General features: G+C 64.7%; 14 protein-coding genes and 3 tRNA genes. 12 read left to right on the top strand and 5 right to left on the bottom strand.

Translation table 11 applies throughout. From position 1 onward, the window contains the following. Nucleotides 1–81 precede the first annotated feature (81 nt). From ACQP2U_RS01495 to ACQP2U_RS01480, 4 genes are all read left to right on the top strand, one after another. Nucleotides 82–822: a dienelactone hydrolase family protein gene (locus ACQP2U_RS01495; protein WP_433713015.1), complete on the top strand. Its 741-nt coding sequence runs from the start codon at nt 82–84 to the stop codon at nt 820–822. Between the two features lie 91 nt (nt 823–913). After that, nucleotides 914–1,003 (top strand) — tRNA-Ser (locus ACQP2U_RS01490). A 40-nt stretch (nt 1,004–1,043) separates the two neighbouring features. After that, nucleotides 1,044–1,116 (top strand) — tRNA-Arg (locus ACQP2U_RS01485). A gap of 44 nt (nt 1,117–1,160) precedes the next feature. Then, nucleotides 1,161–1,778, top strand: a complete 618-nt coding sequence (locus ACQP2U_RS01480) for a Uma2 family endonuclease (protein WP_433713014.1) — start codon at nt 1,161–1,163, stop codon at nt 1,776–1,778. 396 nt (nt 1,779–2,174) lie between these two features. On the opposite strand, the gene ACQP2U_RS01475 is transcribed toward ACQP2U_RS01480, so the two are convergent. Next, a complete protein-coding gene (locus ACQP2U_RS01475) occupies nt 2,175–3,011 on the bottom strand; it encodes a hypothetical protein (RefSeq protein ID WP_433713012.1) in 837 nt (278 codons plus the stop codon). 647 nt (nt 3,012–3,658) lie between these two features. Here ACQP2U_RS01475 and ACQP2U_RS01470 point away from each other — a divergent pair. Then, complete coding sequence (locus ACQP2U_RS01470) at nt 3,659–5,182, top strand: FAD-binding oxidoreductase (RefSeq protein ID WP_433713011.1); 1,524 nt, start codon at nt 3,659–3,661, stop codon at nt 5,180–5,182. Between the two features lie 219 nt (nt 5,183–5,401). Here the strand turns inward: ACQP2U_RS01470 and ACQP2U_RS01465 are convergent, their stop codons facing one another. Continuing rightward, nucleotides 5,402–6,391: an NAD(P)H-quinone oxidoreductase gene (locus tag ACQP2U_RS01465; protein ID WP_433716804.1), complete on the bottom strand. Its 990-nt coding sequence runs from the start codon at nt 6,389–6,391 to the stop codon at nt 5,402–5,404. Between the two features lie 471 nt (nt 6,392–6,862). Between ACQP2U_RS01465 and ACQP2U_RS01460 the strand changes: the two genes are divergently transcribed. The 5 genes from ACQP2U_RS01460 (at nt 6,863) to ACQP2U_RS01440 (ending at nt 9,709) form a co-directional block, all read left to right on the top strand. Further along, the gene (locus ACQP2U_RS01460) at nt 6,863–8,038 is read left to right on the top strand and encodes a lactate 2-monooxygenase (RefSeq protein WP_433713010.1); all 1,176 of its coding nucleotides are present in this window, start codon (nt 6,863–6,865) and stop codon (nt 8,036–8,038) included. 81 nt (nt 8,039–8,119) lie between these two features. Next, nucleotides 8,120–8,617: a MarR family winged helix-turn-helix transcriptional regulator gene (locus ACQP2U_RS01455; protein ID WP_397036344.1), complete on the top strand. Its 498-nt coding sequence runs from the start codon at nt 8,120–8,122 to the stop codon at nt 8,615–8,617. Nucleotides 8,618–8,661: 44 nt separating this feature from the next. Further along, nucleotides 8,662–8,746, top strand: a tRNA-Ser gene (locus tag ACQP2U_RS01450). A gap of 229 nt (nt 8,747–8,975) precedes the next feature. Next, nucleotides 8,976–9,122, top strand: a complete 147-nt coding sequence (locus ACQP2U_RS01445) for a hypothetical protein (RefSeq protein ID WP_433713009.1) — start codon at nt 8,976–8,978, stop codon at nt 9,120–9,122. 290 nt (nt 9,123–9,412) lie between these two features. Beyond that, nucleotides 9,413–9,709 (top strand): hypothetical protein, encoded by a 297-nt coding sequence (locus ACQP2U_RS01440; RefSeq protein ID WP_433713008.1) that lies wholly within the window; start codon nt 9,413–9,415, stop codon nt 9,707–9,709. 148 nt (nt 9,710–9,857) lie between these two features. Here ACQP2U_RS01440 and ACQP2U_RS01435 read toward each other — a convergent pair whose 3' ends face one another. Together ACQP2U_RS01435 and ACQP2U_RS01430 are read right to left on the bottom strand one after the other, a co-directional pair. Beyond that, nucleotides 9,858–10,916 (bottom strand): hypothetical protein, encoded by a 1,059-nt coding sequence (locus tag ACQP2U_RS01435; protein WP_433713007.1) that lies wholly within the window; start codon nt 10,914–10,916, stop codon nt 9,858–9,860. Between the two features lie 327 nt (nt 10,917–11,243). Beyond that, the gene (locus ACQP2U_RS01430; RefSeq protein WP_433713006.1) at nt 11,244–12,107 is read right to left on the bottom strand and encodes an NAD(P)H-binding protein; all 864 of its coding nucleotides are present in this window, start codon (nt 12,105–12,107) and stop codon (nt 11,244–11,246) included. An 85-nt stretch (nt 12,108–12,192) separates the two neighbouring features. Between ACQP2U_RS01430 and ACQP2U_RS01425 the strand changes: the two genes are divergently transcribed. Both ACQP2U_RS01425 and ACQP2U_RS01420 read left to right on the top strand, forming a co-directional pair. Further along, the gene (locus tag ACQP2U_RS01425; RefSeq protein WP_433713005.1) at nt 12,193–12,936 is read left to right on the top strand and encodes a TetR/AcrR family transcriptional regulator; all 744 of its coding nucleotides are present in this window, start codon (nt 12,193–12,195) and stop codon (nt 12,934–12,936) included. A gap of 118 nt (nt 12,937–13,054) precedes the next feature. Continuing rightward, complete coding sequence (locus ACQP2U_RS01420) at nt 13,055–13,405, top strand: hypothetical protein (protein WP_433713004.1); 351 nt, start codon at nt 13,055–13,057, stop codon at nt 13,403–13,405. A gap of 19 nt (nt 13,406–13,424) precedes the next feature. Here ACQP2U_RS01420 and ACQP2U_RS01415 read toward each other — a convergent pair whose 3' ends face one another. Beyond that, nucleotides 13,425–14,627, bottom strand: coding sequence for a cysteine desulfurase-like protein (locus ACQP2U_RS01415; RefSeq protein ID WP_397036356.1), 1,203 nt, complete (start codon nt 14,625–14,627; stop codon nt 13,425–13,427). Nucleotides 14,628–14,697 lie beyond the last annotated feature (70 nt).

Genomic DNA, 14,697 nt, shown 5'->3' with positions numbered 1-14,697 from the left:
CGGGTACCGGAAAATCTGCGCGTCAGGCCCGCTCACGTGCAATTTCTCGCGAAGATCAGCAGATCCACCTACTCTTGTTTCATGTCGGGCATTTACGACGATATTGCGCCGCTACGTAGTCGCGACGACATCATTTCCGGTTCGGACCCCAAACAATCGACCGACGATCGGCCTCGGACCCCGCGCGCACATGTGCCCATCACGGTGGCCGAGCCGGAGCGCGCCGCGCGCGGCGGCATCGTGATGCTGTACGAAGCCCGGGAGTTCACCGGGCCATTGCTGGAACTCATGAAAGCCCTGGCGACCGAGGGCTGGACGGTGGTCGCGCCCGATCTGTTCCATCGCATCGACGGCGAGCCGGCGAACGAGGTTTTCGGCGACGAGCTCTTCGACGATTTCGACGCCTGCTTCGACTGGCTGACTCGCCGCGGCGTCTTCCCGGACTGCATCGGCGTGCTCGGCTTCGACCATGCGGGCACCGCGGCCTTCCTGGTGGCGACCAATAGGCCCGTCGGCGCCGCGGTCAGCGTCGCCGCATCCGGCATCGTAGAACCGCTCACCGACGAAGCCGATGCCCTCATCCGCGCGGCACCCAATCTGCAGGCCCCGTGGCTCGGACTGTTCGGCGCCGACGACCCGGACACCCCGCCCGCCCAAGTCGATCAACTCCGCGACGCCACCGCCCGCGCCGCGGTCGCCAGTCTCGTAGTGACCTATCCCGGCCTGCACCACCGCGCCGACCGACCCGGCGGCGACGACGACTTCGATCTCATCGATTCCCAGACCCGGATTTTCGACTGGTTCGACAGCAATCTTCGGTGATTACCTGGCGTTTTGCGATCTGGACGTAGGCTACTGTAACCTTCCTGTTCGGCGGTTCGAAAGGACCGGTGCCCTCGAAGAGAAGGCTCCAGGAGGCGTGCCAGAGCGGCCGAATGGGACTCACTGCTAATGAGTTGTCCCTTCACGGGGACCGGAGGTTCAAATCCTCTCGCCTCCGCCACACCCCGGTTCGCCGGGGCTATATAACTGAACACAGGCATGCGCCCGTAGCTCAACGGATAGAGCATCTGACTACGGATCAGAAGGTTAGGGGTTCGAATCCCTTCGGGCGCACTTCACTCGCATTATGAATGCATCCATTCGGCCTTGGAGGCTGTGTGACCATCAGCTGGCATGGATCACAACCTCGGCCAATCACCTGGGAACAATATCTCGACCTCGATGAGGAATTCCGGCGTGACCTGGAGATCGTCGACGGGTTCATCGTGCCGCGTGAGCAGCGGAGCCGGGAGCACCAGAAGGTCGGTACGCGATTGTCCCTCGCTCTAGAAGGAGCGGCGGTAACCGAGATGCGGACGGGCAATGGTTCCTGCTACGAAACCAACACCGAAGTGGATGTGTTGCTCTGGGAGGTTCCGCCGACTGCGCGCAAACCAGACGCCGTGCTGCACAAGTGTCTACCCGAGTACGAGCAACTGGCGGCCGAGCACTGTGTGATTGTCGCTGAAGTGCTGTCGACCTGGTCGATCCGTCGGGACCGTGTGCACAAGATGAGCGACTACGCCGATGCAGGGGTTCCGCACTACTGGCTCATCAGCTTCGACAAGGTCGGAGCGCTGACCATCGAGCGGTACGCACTGTCCGGCCGTAAGGGCCGCTACACCCACATCGGCACCACCCACCGGGACATGGGTCCGGTGGCCGTCTCGCTTACCGATCCGTTTCCACTCGAAATCCTTTGGCGAGATCTCGAAGTTGCACCACCTGTGATCTGATTACCAAAGGGCTCGTTCGAACCTTCAGCGTTGCTTTGGTGCCGCCATCCCGAACACGTAGTATGGATCGTTCGGTCGAAACGCCCCAGACACCGAAGGCGTTTGAGATACCGCGACCATCCGTCCGCTCACCGACCAGTCCGCGAGTGGACGATGCCACCAGTCTCGCCACACTGAGACCCCAAGCGCGCCAGCCGAGATGCCCGCAGCGACGCAGGACGAATACGTGCCCCAGTCAGCTATCGCACAATCCTGCGCCGCCGACTCGGCACTCGGCAACACCCAATGCCAATGTGCCGTCAATCCAGCGCGCGCCTCATTTTTACCGAGTCCACGCCCACCGTGAATAGTAGCGTGGCGCATGAACCTCCTGGGTTCATGTAGCCGCCGGCGGAATCAGCGACGAACCCAACCCTGTGCGCGGTCCGCCAGATTCCACCACGAAACGAACTGCGGATCCTCGGATTTCAGCTCCCAGCGCGCAGCGAGCCCATCAAAGAACGCGTCATCACCGGTCTTTCCGCCTTTCGGCTCTCCGATGTAGACCAGTCGATCACCACCTCGAGCTTCGAACGCGACAAGCGCATCGGACGCCATCGTGTTACCCCAGCCAGGCGGCCAGCAGAGAAACAACACATCATCCGGGCCGCCGCTCGGACGCACAGCGAACTCATCGAGATCACCGACCGAGTGCCACACGTCCGACTGCCCCGCTGCGCCGGAAAACGACACATTCTCCGTCTTGTCCGGCGGCTCGGAGTCATACGCGTCGACGCCCACTCCCACCTCGGCCATCTGCGCCGCCCAATACCCGCGACCGGCTCCCAGCTCGACCACCTTGCGGCCATCAGCAAACTGAGTCAGCCACTCAATCGTCTCGGGAGAAGGAATGGCGTACGCGTACGCGGCCTGCAAGATGGTCTGCGCGAACCCCAGACGCACACTGCCCTTCTCACGACCACCGTTCACCACACGACGACCTTCGTGCTCGGACACCGATGGCGCAACGATCTCCCAGTACGGATTCGCGCTCACCGACCGGCCACAAGTCAGGTAGTGCACGAACCGCAGATCGAACGCGGCGTCGGCCCGATCATCCCCCGTCCCCGCCAACATCGGCGCCGTATCCAAGTACTCCGCCACCTTCGGATACTCAGCCCGAAGCCTCCCCTCATCCCCAAGCAACGCAGCCAGTTCCTCACGACGACCCGTGGTCAGCGCCAGCTCAGTCATCCCTCGATTCTGGCCTGACACAGCCGCATTGGCGAACACTCCCGCCGATGCCGCGACCGTTGGGACGTTCATGTTCCAGGTCGCCACGCTCTACCACGCCCGTTCCCAGAGAGCCTCCGTCCCCACCTCACGCATGATGCGATGCACTGCTCGCGAGTGTCGGGCTTCATTTGATGGTTGATGTTTTGGCTTGACTGGAAGCTTGACGTCGGACCTAGCCAGGTTAGTACTGCCACGGGCACTTGTTAAAGCGTTCGTCCGTCGCGGGGATCGGCGGCTAACGTTCTCGAACGTCCTCGCCCAAGGCGCACTGGCTCCGGATGAATGCGCCCGCTTGGAGGGGGTGGCAGCCCGTTCGAGCCGGGCCGAGTCCGAGGGGAGTCCACTCGATGTGGGCTCCCTAAGCCTCACGCGCCAACTCGCTGACGGTATGCACGCGGCGATCGTGGAAGCCGTCGACCCCGCTGAGTAGCGCGTCCTCAGTCCATTTCAGCCTGTCGTGATGGTTCTCGATTGGCGTGTCGGGACACACCACCACGTCATCCCGTTACCGTGCGGGAGTCGACCACAAGGGACTGCCGGTGGCCAGCGAGAAAAGGCCCTTGGCAGCCCGGTACTGGCGTAGACCGATTGAGAGGATCTGAACCTTGAGCGATCTTTCTCGCCGTGACCTGCTCAGGACGTCGGCGGCCGCTGGCGTCGGAGCGGTCGTTGTCGCGGGCCTTGCGGCCGCGGACACGCCGGATATTGCCGGCGCGAGCGCCCCGGGAAGTGTGGCCGCGGGCCACCCGAGTAAGAGCCCGGGAAGCCCGCCCGCGACGCTGACCGGCCACATCGTTCGCCCGGGTGACGCGTCGTACACGGATGCGCGACTCGGCTGGGACCAGCTCTTTTCTCACTATCCGCTGGTCATCGTCTTCGCACAGGAAACCCGGGATGTGGTGAACGCCCTGACGTGGGCGCGGCAGAACGACATCGCGCTTCGGGTGCGGAGCGGCCGCCATGCCCTGGAAGGCTGGTCGAACCTCGACAACGGCATCGTTGTCGACGTCAGCCAGCTGAAGTCGGTCCAGATCGACCATGGCGCTCGTATCGCGACGGTCGGTGCCGGGCTGAACCAACTGGAAGCGGTGACGACGCTCGCGAAGCAGAACTTTGCGGTCACAACCGGGAGCGAGGGCAGCGTGAGCCTGTGTGGTGCGACGCTCGGCGGTGGCCTCGGGCCCCTCAACCGCTGGCTGGGCATGGCCTGCGACAGCCTGATGGCGGCCGAGGTCGTCGTCCCGTCGGGTCACGACTGCGCCGAGGTGATCCACGCGGACTTGCAGCACCACTCGGACCTGCTCTGGGCGCTTCGCGGGGCAGGAAACGGCAACTTCGGGATCGTCACACAACTCACCTATAAGGTGCATTCGCTCGAGCATCTCGCCTATGTGCAGGCGACATGGGATGGACTAGGTGACCTGTACGGGATCTTCGAAGCGTGGCAGCGTACGGTACCGTCCGCCGACAGCCGTCTGGGATCGGAGCTCGAGATCCACAAGTCCCAGATCCTGCTGTCCGCGTGGCTTGTGGACGGAGCATCGGCACAGGCCACAGAGATGCTGGCCCCGATCCTGTCGGTCGGCAGGCCCGATGTCACGGTGCAGGTCGGTAACTGGGGCGACTTCTTTGCCGGAGCCCAGGTCCCGCTCGCGCAAGAGCCCGCGAACTGGAAGTTCTTCTCGGAGTTCGTCAAAGAGCGGTTCCCGAAGAAGGCGATCGACATCATCGGCGACTTCATGCGAAGCGCTCCCACAGAGGAGAGCAACTACTTCGTCGATGCCTTCGGTGGGGCGATCAAGAAGGAGCCGCCCGGCGGCACGGCGTTCGCGCATCGCGACGCGCTTTTCTACGGCGAGATCGGCGCGGCCTGGGGGACTCGGTCAACACAACCAGGCGTCGGCGACCCGCTGACCTCGCAGGCCCAGGCATGGACCGCCGAGTTCAGCCAGGCGCTGCGGCCCTACGCGGACGGCGCCTACGTCAACGTGCCGAACGTCGGAATGCAAGAGTGGGAGACCGCCTACTGGGGGAGCCAGGGCTTCGAGCGGCTGCGCAGGATCAAGGCGAAGTACGACCCCCACAACGTCTTCCAGTACGAGCAGAGCATCCCGCCCGCGTCACACTGATCGACAGTTCACCGCTGCTCCCCAACGCCCGGGCGGCCGTCGGCGGCCCAGAAGATTCCGGCACGTCATCGCCAGCCTCTCGAGTACCAGTCGATATACGCGGCTAGCCAATAGATGTAAGCCGCGGATTCGACCGCGTCATCTGGGTTAAGTCAGGCAGACCCAGCCCGGTGCGCGGTCGGCCACGTTCCACTACGAAACATCTTCGGGTCACCAGGGTCAGGCGTCGCGGACGTTCAGGACTACCTTGCCGAAGGTTTCGGAGGAGTCCAGCAGGCGGTGGGCCTCGGCGGCTTCGGTGATCGGGAGTTCGGCGTGAATGACCGGGGCGATGGTGCCGTCGGCGATCAGGGGCCAGACGTGGTGGCGGAGTTCGGTGATGATGGCGGCTTTGCTGTTGGGGCCGGTGGCGGGGCGGTTGCGGACGTTGTTGGCGTGGATGGTGCCCCATTTGGATAGCAGCGCACCGAGATTCAGTTCGGCGGTGACGCCGCCCTGCATGCCGATCACTACGAGGCGGCCGTGCGGTGCCAGCGCATCGACGTTTCGGGACAGGTAGGCGGCGCCCATGATGTCGAGGATGATGTCGGCGCCTGGGCCCTCGGCGCGAACCGCGGCGACGAAATCGTCCTCGCGGTAGTTGATCAGCATGCTCGCGCCCAACTCGCGGCACCGCTTCAGCTTCTCCGGCGAGCCCGCGGTCACGGCCACCCGCGCACCTCGGCTCACCGCGACTTGAATGGCGTGCGTACCGATTCCGCTGCCGCCGCCGTGGATCAACACCAGCTGCCCCGCGTCCAGCCCGGCGGTCATCGCGAGATTCGACCACACCGTCGCGGCCGCCTCGGGCAGCGCGGCCGCCGCACCCAGGTCGAGCCCATCGGGCACCGGCAGCACCTGCGTCGCGGCAACCACAACCTTCTCCGCATACCCGCCACCGGACAGCAGCGCGCACACTCGATCACCGACGTGCCAATCGCGCACCCCATCACCGACTTCGGCGATGACGCCCGAACACTCCAACCCCATGACCGCACTGGCCCCGGGCGGCGGCGGATAGAACCCACGCCGCTGCAACAGATCCGCGCGATTCACCCCGGCCGCGGCAACCTCGATCAGCACCTCCCCATGCCCCGGCACCGGATCCGCCGCGTCGCCCCACTCCATCACCTCGGGTTCCCCGAACCCGTTCAGCTTGATAGCGCGCATCATCCCATCCTGCCCCTCCCCCGGCCCGCGCCGCTGCTCACCCCTTCTCGCGAACACACTCCGCGTAGCGTCTGTTGCCGAATCAGCGCGGATTTTGGTCGTGCCACAGGCACTTGCCTGGATTGCGCCACTGAGCAACTCGAACTTCTCGACGGCGAGGTAGCGAGCGAATCCGAGGCCCGCGAACGCGACCAGGGGAGCGACGGCATCGAGACGGTAGCTGCACGTACTGTCGATGATCGGCCTCGGCCTGGCTATCGACTCAACTGCTCCCACGTGATCATTCTCGCCAGTAGCCGATTCGGTCCCAGCTGTCACGATCGGACGTAAGGCGCATTCGGCGACAGGTTCGGTACTTGATGTGCGATTCACACATGAAGTGCGGCGTCCCGCACACTGGTCCGGCATCGTCAGGCGGGAACTATGGCGAGCAGCCTGCGGGGATGAGGGCGAGCTACTACCGTTCCGAGCGTGAGCAGCTTTGTCGACTTCCAGAACGAGATCTACCTGGGCGGACTGGGTGGCGTAGTACCCGAATTGCCATTGACCGCTGCGGGTTTGGAAGAGCGGGCACGTGAGGTGCTGAGCGAGGAAGCCTTCGCGTATGTGGCGGGGAGTGCGTCGGGAGAGCGAACGGCGGCGGCCAATCGGTCCGCATTCGACCGGTACCGGATTGTGCCGCGGATGCTGCGCGGCACCTCGGGACCTGGGGCCCGCGATCTGTCGGTGGAGGTGCTCGGGACGCGACTGACCGCGCCGGTGCTGACCGCGCCTGTCGGGGTGCTGGAGTTGCTGCACGAGGGTGGCGAGGTGATCGTCGCGGAGGTTACGAAGGAACTCGGCGTCGGTACCGTGCTCTCGACGGCCGCCTCGTCGACCATCGAGGCCGTCGGCGCGGCGGCCGGTAGCTGGTGGTATCAGCTGTACTGGCCCGCCGATAACGAGCTGGCCAGATCCTTCGTCGAGCGCGCGGAGCGGGCGGGTGCGTCGGCGATCGTGGTCACCGTCGATACCCCGGGCCTCGGTTGGCGACCCCGTGATCTGGAGCTCGCGCACCTGCCGTTCCTGCACGGCAAGGGCATTGCCAACTATCTATCGGATCCGGTATTCCGGGCGAAGCTTTCCATACCCCCGGAACAGAGCGAGGACGCGATGCGAGCCGCGATCCTCACCTGGAGCGGCCTGTTCGGCAACCACGCCCTGCGCCCCGCCGACCTCGCGCACCTGCGGGAATGGACGGATCTGCCGATCGCGGTCAAGGGCGTCCTGCATCCGGACGACGCCCGCCAAGTCGTCGACATCGGCGCCGACGCGGTGGTCGTCAGCAACCACGGCGGCCGCCAAGTAGATGGTGCCATCGCCGCACTCGATGCCCTCCCCGCCGTGGTCGCCACCATCGGCGACCGCGCGGACGTCCTGTTCGATTCCGGCATCCGCACCGGCTCGGACATGCTCACGGCGCTGGCACTCGGCGCCAAGGCAGTGCTCTACGGTCGCCCATGGGCATACGGTCTCGGCATCGCGGGCCGAGCAGGCGTGCGCCACGCGCTACGCGTTCTGCTCGCGGACTTCGACTCCGTCATGGGCCTGTCCGGCTGCGCGAATCCAGCCGAGCTCGACCGTTCATTGATCGCGACAAGCCGCTGATTCAGGGTTTGATCAGTCGTATGTCCAGGCCTTTCGCCAGACCCCTGGGCGTTGCGTTTACGCAGTTCAGACGCGCTTAGAATGGACCATGTGCAACCAGAACCGAGCAGCTACGCGCCCGCCGAGCCGAGGTGGCTCTCGCCGTCGCAGCAGCGCGCCTGGCGGGCCTATATGGATGGTAACCAGCGCTTGGCGACAGCACTCAACCGTCAACTGCAACGCGACTCCGATCTCACCCTCGCCGAATACCGGATCCTCGTCCTGCTCTCGGAGGCCCCCGACCGTTCGTTGCGCATGAGCGAACTCGCCGACGGCGTGCTGTCATCGCGCAGTCGGCTGACCCATCAGATCCGCCGCTTGGAGACCCAGCGGATGGTCCGCCGCAACACCTGTCTCGAGGACGGCCGCGGCGTCCTCGCCGAACTCACCGAGGAAGGTATGCGTCGGCTGGAGGCTGCCGCACCCGGTCACGTCGAGGCGGTGCGCCGCAATTTCATCGACCTACTGGGCCCCGAACAACTCGAGATCGTCGGCGAGGTCTTCGCCCGCATCGACCACGAGGTAGGCAATTCCGACTGACCCCTCGGCAGACCGCGCACGGCGACGGGTACTCTCGTTGGCCTGGAGACGTGGCAGAGCGGCCGAATGCACTCGCCTTGAAAGCGAGCGTCGCGAGAGCGACCGGGGGTTCAAATCCCTCCGTCTCCGCAATCCTGGCGGGTCCTTCATGCCCGAAACCTCAACGGCGGGTGGGGAATTCTGACACCGGCTTCCGAGGCGCGATCGACGGGTTGCGTCCCATGTGCGGCTGTGTGAAGGTTTGTCGATACCAAGCGCGGTGTGGGAGTGCCGCTGAAGGGAGGGGTTCTATGACTGATGAGGTTCAATGCCAATCGCGCGCCGAGGAATTGGATCGCACTTACCCGGACGGTAGATAATGGCCGGTACGCCTACCGAGCCGACGGCCGGTGTCGTGCACCCGGGAACACGCAAGCCCAACCGCGACCGCATCGTCGCCCCCGACGAACCGGATGAGGACGACCGCTACTTTCGCGACCGTCAGCAGAATGGTTGGCTGGTGTGACCGAGCGGCAGAAAGTGCTGTTCGAGACGGAGGTGAATCCCGATTGGACCCCGGTTCTCACGTCTGCTCCGCTCGAATTGATTCTGGTCGAATCCATGCCCGATGTGTGCAGTGAGCACGGCCGGCCGTCGGTTGAAAGTCGTTCGTTCAGAGTGCGTTCCAACGGGCCGGGATCGGAGATACCCACTGCGCGGGTCTTCTTCCGGTCCATGAGGTCGCCATGGCGGCCCCCTGAATCACGCGGGCCGGAGGCCATTCTCCGGTTCGAATGTCCGGCCTGCGAATACTGCTTGTATGAAGTCGGGCGATTCCGGCGGATCGCGTTGCTGGCGTTGCTGGCAGTCGTGCTGACGTTCGTGGCAATTCTGGTCGCACGCCTGCTCCAAGTCGAGCAGCTCTATGTGCCGCTGGCCGTCGCGGGTGTGCCCGGGTGCTTTCCTATCGTGTTGGCTGTCGCCGTGGTCGCCTGGACGAGGTCCCGCTATTTCGCGGATGTCTGGCTGACCGACACGACCGACCAGCTGATCGTGTCAGCACACCCCGACTTCGTGACAGCCGTAGATCAGCGTCGCGCAGAGTCGCACTGACGGGCGTTATCGAGCTAGGCCGCCATCCGGCGTCGAACCGAGTCGAAAGCCGGTTCCGGACATGTCCAGTACCACCATTCGACTCGGCTCGATAGATGCCGCGCCACTTCGAGATAAGACCTGGTCGACGATGCGGCACCCGAACCGATCAACCGGTCGTCGTGACCATCAATTCGGTCAGCAATCGCAGTGCGTGGTCCATGTCGGCCTCGGTCATCCGAGCCATACCGCACGATGTGCTCAGCCCGCCGAACGGACGCGGGTAATACTTCCGCGCTTGCGTCAAGGCCGAGCGGATATGGTCCGCACTCGCCTGCTCGTGCACGATACCGGCGTAGATGGTCGCTTCGGTGGTCAGTTGCTCCAACGGCTGATAGATATCGGGATTGTCCACGTCGGCGAACGGAAGTACGTCGGCCGCCGCCAGCGGAATATGAATGCCCTGCAGTGTTCTGCCCTCGGGCCAGGCCGCCACAATGGCATTGACCAAGAGCACCACCGGCTCGAATCCGTTGATCTGCTTCAGCCACGTGCTGTGTTCCCAGTCGCCGCGACACAGATGGATCGTGACACGGGCACCCTCCGGCATCCGGCGCACGAATGTGGCCAGATCCGAAGCCAGCTCAACAGCTTTCGCGGCCCGCTCTTGCGCCGACTCGATCACCTCGATCGTCAACATGCGCCCTGGACTCTCGAGTTGGAACACCACGTCACCGTCGAACAACCGATGGATGGCGAAGATCTCTTCCAGCGCCGGTTTCCGAAACGACTCGTAATGCTGCTCGAGTCCGGCCGGACCCAGGGCGAAGTACGCGTGATCGTACGGATCGACAATGCATGCCTGATAGCTCTTGCTGCTGCCGCGCTCCTGGATCATGCGCTCCAGAATCGGCTTGGCCGCCTCGGCTTGATCGAAATAACCCAGCAGCACCGGCGGGATCTCGAGCTCACGCTCGCCCGTGTACTCGTAACCAGGCATCCCCGGATAGGCCAATTCGATATTCCCGTCCTTCACCTTGCGCATTCCAGGAAGCGCGAAGGTACTGCGCAGCCGCGGCATGATCCAACCGGGAAAAGCCGTGTCCCCCTCCGGAAACGACGGCAGGTACTCCCACATCGTGCCGAATTTCTCCATCGCGATCTGCCGCGTCGGTGCGTTGGCGCTTCCGACCAGATATGTCACGGGAAGCGAAAGAGCTGTCGCCATCGGTTGTCCTCTCCGTACTGATGTGCGGGGGGACTATAGCGCCCGAGAGCCCGACCCGACTCCTGCTACCAGGCAGCGATCGCGGTTGAGTCCAGCATGAAAATACCTGTCTTCCAAGGGAACTCACCAACTGCGCGCCCATACTCACCCCACTCCGACCATCCTCCCGCTACTGGGAACTGACGCCATCTCAGGGCGGAAGATCGCCCCCGCCGGGCACTCGCTACGCAGATCGCTTCTGTCACCGATTTCCGGCCGTCTTTCCATGCCTGCGGGCTCAGGCAATCACCGCAACACTCTCGATGTATCCGCCTGAGCGCCGAGCGCTCAGCTCGCCAACAGCGCCTCGCGCAGAACCGCGTCGAAACCGGTCGGCTCGCGGCCGATCAACTGCGCCAATGTCGGGTCGACCGTGGCGAATTCACCGGCCCGGCTAGCGGCGAAGATATCCACCATCATGTCCACCTGCGCGGCCGGGACGCCATAGCCCAGCATCTGGTGCCGGAATTCCTCGTCGGATACGGTGATGCGCTTGATGGTTCGGCCCGTGCGCGTGGCCGCGATGGCGGCGATTTCGTCGAAATCGATGGCCTGCGCCGCGGTCAATGCCGGTGTGGGACCGTCGAATCGGCCTTCCTCGGTAAGGATCGCCGCGGCCGCGTCGGCGAGGTCGACGTGTGCGGTCCAGCTCACCGCCCCATCCGCGGGCAACACGAGCTGTCCGGTCTCGGCGGCCCGCCCGAAGAACCGCATTGCACTGGCAGCGTAGAACCCGTTGCGGAGCGAGGTGAACGGAACACCGCAGGCCTGCAGCACTTCCTCGTCGATGGCGTGGTCGCGACAGGGCTCGAACTGCGAGTCCGGGCTGGCACCCATATGGCTGGTGTAGAGGATGCGGCGTGCGCCTGCGGCGGCGGCTGCTTCGATGGCAGCCCGGTGCTGTCGGACGGCCTCCGCACCGAGCTTGTCGACCGAGACGATGAGCACCTGACCGGCGCCCTCGAAAGCGTGGGACAGGCCGTCCGGGTCGGTGAAGCTGCCCTGTCGCACCCGTACTCCGCGGTCGGCCAAGTCCTGCGCCTTTCGCGGGTCGCGGACGCTCACACCCACCTGGTCGGCGGGCACTCGCGTCAGCAGACTCTCGACAATCCGACGGCCCAGCTGCCCGGTGGCTCCGGTCACGATGATCATGCCGTTACTCCTTGATTCCAACGGAAACACTAATACGTTAACAGTGAAACTTCCGCCGGAAACAGTCAAGCGATATCGTTGATTCATGACATCGCCCACGCCACCCAGGAACGACACCACCGTCGAACCCGACGGCACGGCGTCGACTCGTGAACAGCACCGGCAACGCGTCATCGAAGCCGCCGCCGACCTGCTGGAGCGCGCGGGTCGCGATGCGGTGACAACTCGCGCGGTCGCCGACATGGCAGGGTTGCAACCACCGGCGATCTACCGGCTGTTCGGTGACAAGGACGGGCTGCTGGAAGCGGTGGCGGAGTACGGTTTCGCGAAATTCGTCGCCGGCAAGCACGTCGACCCGGACCCTGTGGACCCCATCGAAGACCTCCGGGCGGGGTGGGACCTCGCGGTCGAGTTCGGTCTGTCCAACCCCGCGCTCTACACCCTCATGTACAGCGAACCCGCCGGTACCGAGTCGGCCGCATTCCGGGCCGGACTGCAAATCCTGCGCGGACGGGTCCGTCGCCTCGCCGCGGGCGGCTGGCTGCGTGTCGATGAACAACTTGCGGCCGGGATCATTCACGCCACCGGCCGGGGTGCGGTCCTGACCTGGCTGTCCTTCCCGGAAACCAACCGTGACCCGGCCCTGCTCACCGCACTCCGAGAGGCCATGGTCACCGCGGTCACCAACGAACGCCCAGCCATCCAAGACACCGGCGCGGCCGGCGCGGCCCGCGCCCTCCGCGCCAACCTTCCCGAGGAAACAACGCTCACCACCGCCGAGCAACACCTCCTCCGAGAGTGGCTCGACCGTCTCGCCGGTGACCAATGACCCCTCGACGCGCCAGCAGTCTGTTACAACCAGCACCTGCATGTGACAGATAGAACCTGTCGGCCACCCGTCCAAACGAGTTATTGCGTGACGCATCATCGATGTCATACTCGAATGTATGTTCGATAATCGACATCGAGACGTCTGGCGGCCGTACTCACCGCTCCTGCCGATCTACGTCGACATCGATCGTGTGCTCCCGCCGGATGGATCGCCGAGCCATGAGGTATCGGCGCGGGTGAAGAAGTACGGTCTGGTCTTGTCCGGGCGGATGGCGGCCAGACAGCGGGCGTGGCATCGGCTCGTGGACGGGCGTTGGGTGGCCAGCATCGAAGTGCCGGTCGAGACCAATGGGCGGTGGATCTATCTGGACTTCATCGCACCGGCCGACGCGGTCACGCCACGGGAGGCCGATGACACGATGCCGGAGCGACCGAGCAATCAGTGGGGGCAGCCGAAGCGATACTGACCGGCGGTACTGTCCGCGCTCACTCCAAGGCGGCCAGCGCCCGACCCAACTGATCGATCTCGAATTTCGTTGTGTACGGGGCCAACCCGACGGTGACGGCACCGCCTTCGTCGTTGACACCGAGGGCGTCCAATAGCCGACTGCCGCCGTGGACGCCGCTGAGGGTGCCGATGCGGGCATCGGCGAGTTTGGCGGCGACCTTCTCGGCCTGCATGCCTGCCATGGTGAAGCTGACGGTGGGGATACGGGTGGAGGCGCGGCCTATAACGGTGAGGTTGGAGATTTTGTCGAGCACGTCCATGAGGTGCTCGAAGAGTTGGTCGTGGTAGTCCTGCAGCGAGGTGATGGAGATTTCCAGGCGCTCGCGGCGGGTGCCCCTGGCGCGCTCGTCGAGGCCGGCGAGGAAGTCGATGGAGGTCGTCAATCCGGCGAGCAGTGCGTATTGGTGGCCGCCGACCTCGAGGCGTTCGGCCCCTTTGGCATAGGGATTCAACGACATCGACGGAATACGGTCCAGGAAGGCCGGATCGCGGAAGACGAGCGCGCCGATCTGCGGACCACCCCAGGCGGGGGCACTCAACGCGACCACATCGGCATTGAGTTCGTCGATATCGATGAGGGCATAGGGCGCGGCGCCGAAGCAATCGGCGACGAGCAGACCACCCACTTCGTGTACCCGATCCGCCGCGATGCGCACTCCGGGGGCCGAACCGACGATCGGCGATGCGGCGGTCAGCGCGACCAGCCGGGCAGTGGGGCCGATCAATTCCTCGAATTGCCACGACGGCATTTCGCAGGTCTCGATCTCGACTTCGGCCCAGCGCACATGCGCCCCGTAGCGGTTCGCGATCCGCAACCACGGCGCGACGTTCGCTTCATCGTCCAATCGCGACAGCACTATCCCGGTGCCGAGGCCGAGCCGCGAACTCAGCGACTCCGCCAACCAGGCCAACAACACCGCGCGGTCCGGTCCGAGCACGACGCCCGCCGGATCACCGCCGACGAGATCCGCGACGGCCTCGCGCGCCGCCTCCAGAATCGCGGCACTGCGAACGGCGGCACCATTGCGGCCGATATGGGAAAACGAAGAGGTTCGGAAACCTGTTGATACGGCACGAGATACCGAATCCGGGACCAGCATTCCGCCCTGCGGGTCGAGATGGATCCATCCGTCGCCCAGGGACGGTATCAGGCCCCGAACCCTCGCGACGTCGTAAGTCATGTTGGCCACTCTAAGGGCAGCGGGCGAGCCTGGGTAACCGCGTTCCCCCTCACCGGCGGGCGGGGGTGCA

It is taken from the genome of Nocardia sp. CA-084685 (assembly GCF_050955785.1).
Classification (GTDB): Bacteria; Actinomycetota; Actinomycetes; order Mycobacteriales; family Mycobacteriaceae; genus Nocardia.
This window is presented reverse-complemented; position numbering and strand designations above follow the sequence as displayed.

Coding starts and splice junctions, on each gene's coding strand:
- ACQP2U_RS01495 (WP_433713015.1), top strand. CDS start 82: ATGTCGGGCATTTACGACGATATTGCGCCGCTACGTAGTCGCGACGAC.
- ACQP2U_RS01475 (WP_433713012.1), bottom strand. CDS start 3,011: ATGACTGAGCTGGCGCTGACCACGGGTCGTCGTGAGGAACTGGCTGCG.
- ACQP2U_RS01465 (WP_433716804.1), bottom strand. CDS start 6,391: ATGCGCGCTATCAAGCTGAACGGGTTCGGGGAACCCGAGGTGATGGAG.
- ACQP2U_RS01455 (WP_397036344.1), top strand. CDS start 8,120: ATGGACCATGTGCAACCAGAACCGAGCAGCTACGCGCCCGCCGAGCCG.
- ACQP2U_RS01445 (WP_433713009.1), top strand. CDS start 8,976: ATGGCCGGTACGCCTACCGAGCCGACGGCCGGTGTCGTGCACCCGGGA.
- ACQP2U_RS01435 (WP_433713007.1), bottom strand. CDS start 10,916: ATGGCGACAGCTCTTTCGCTTCCCGTGACATATCTGGTCGGAAGCGCC.
- ACQP2U_RS01430 (WP_433713006.1), bottom strand. CDS start 12,107: ATGATCATCGTGACCGGAGCCACCGGGCAGCTGGGCCGTCGGATTGTC.
- ACQP2U_RS01425 (WP_433713005.1), top strand. CDS start 12,193: ATGACATCGCCCACGCCACCCAGGAACGACACCACCGTCGAACCCGAC.
- ACQP2U_RS01420 (WP_433713004.1), top strand. CDS start 13,055: ATGTTCGATAATCGACATCGAGACGTCTGGCGGCCGTACTCACCGCTC.
- ACQP2U_RS01415 (WP_397036356.1), bottom strand. CDS start 14,627: ATGACTTACGACGTCGCGAGGGTTCGGGGCCTGATACCGTCCCTGGGC.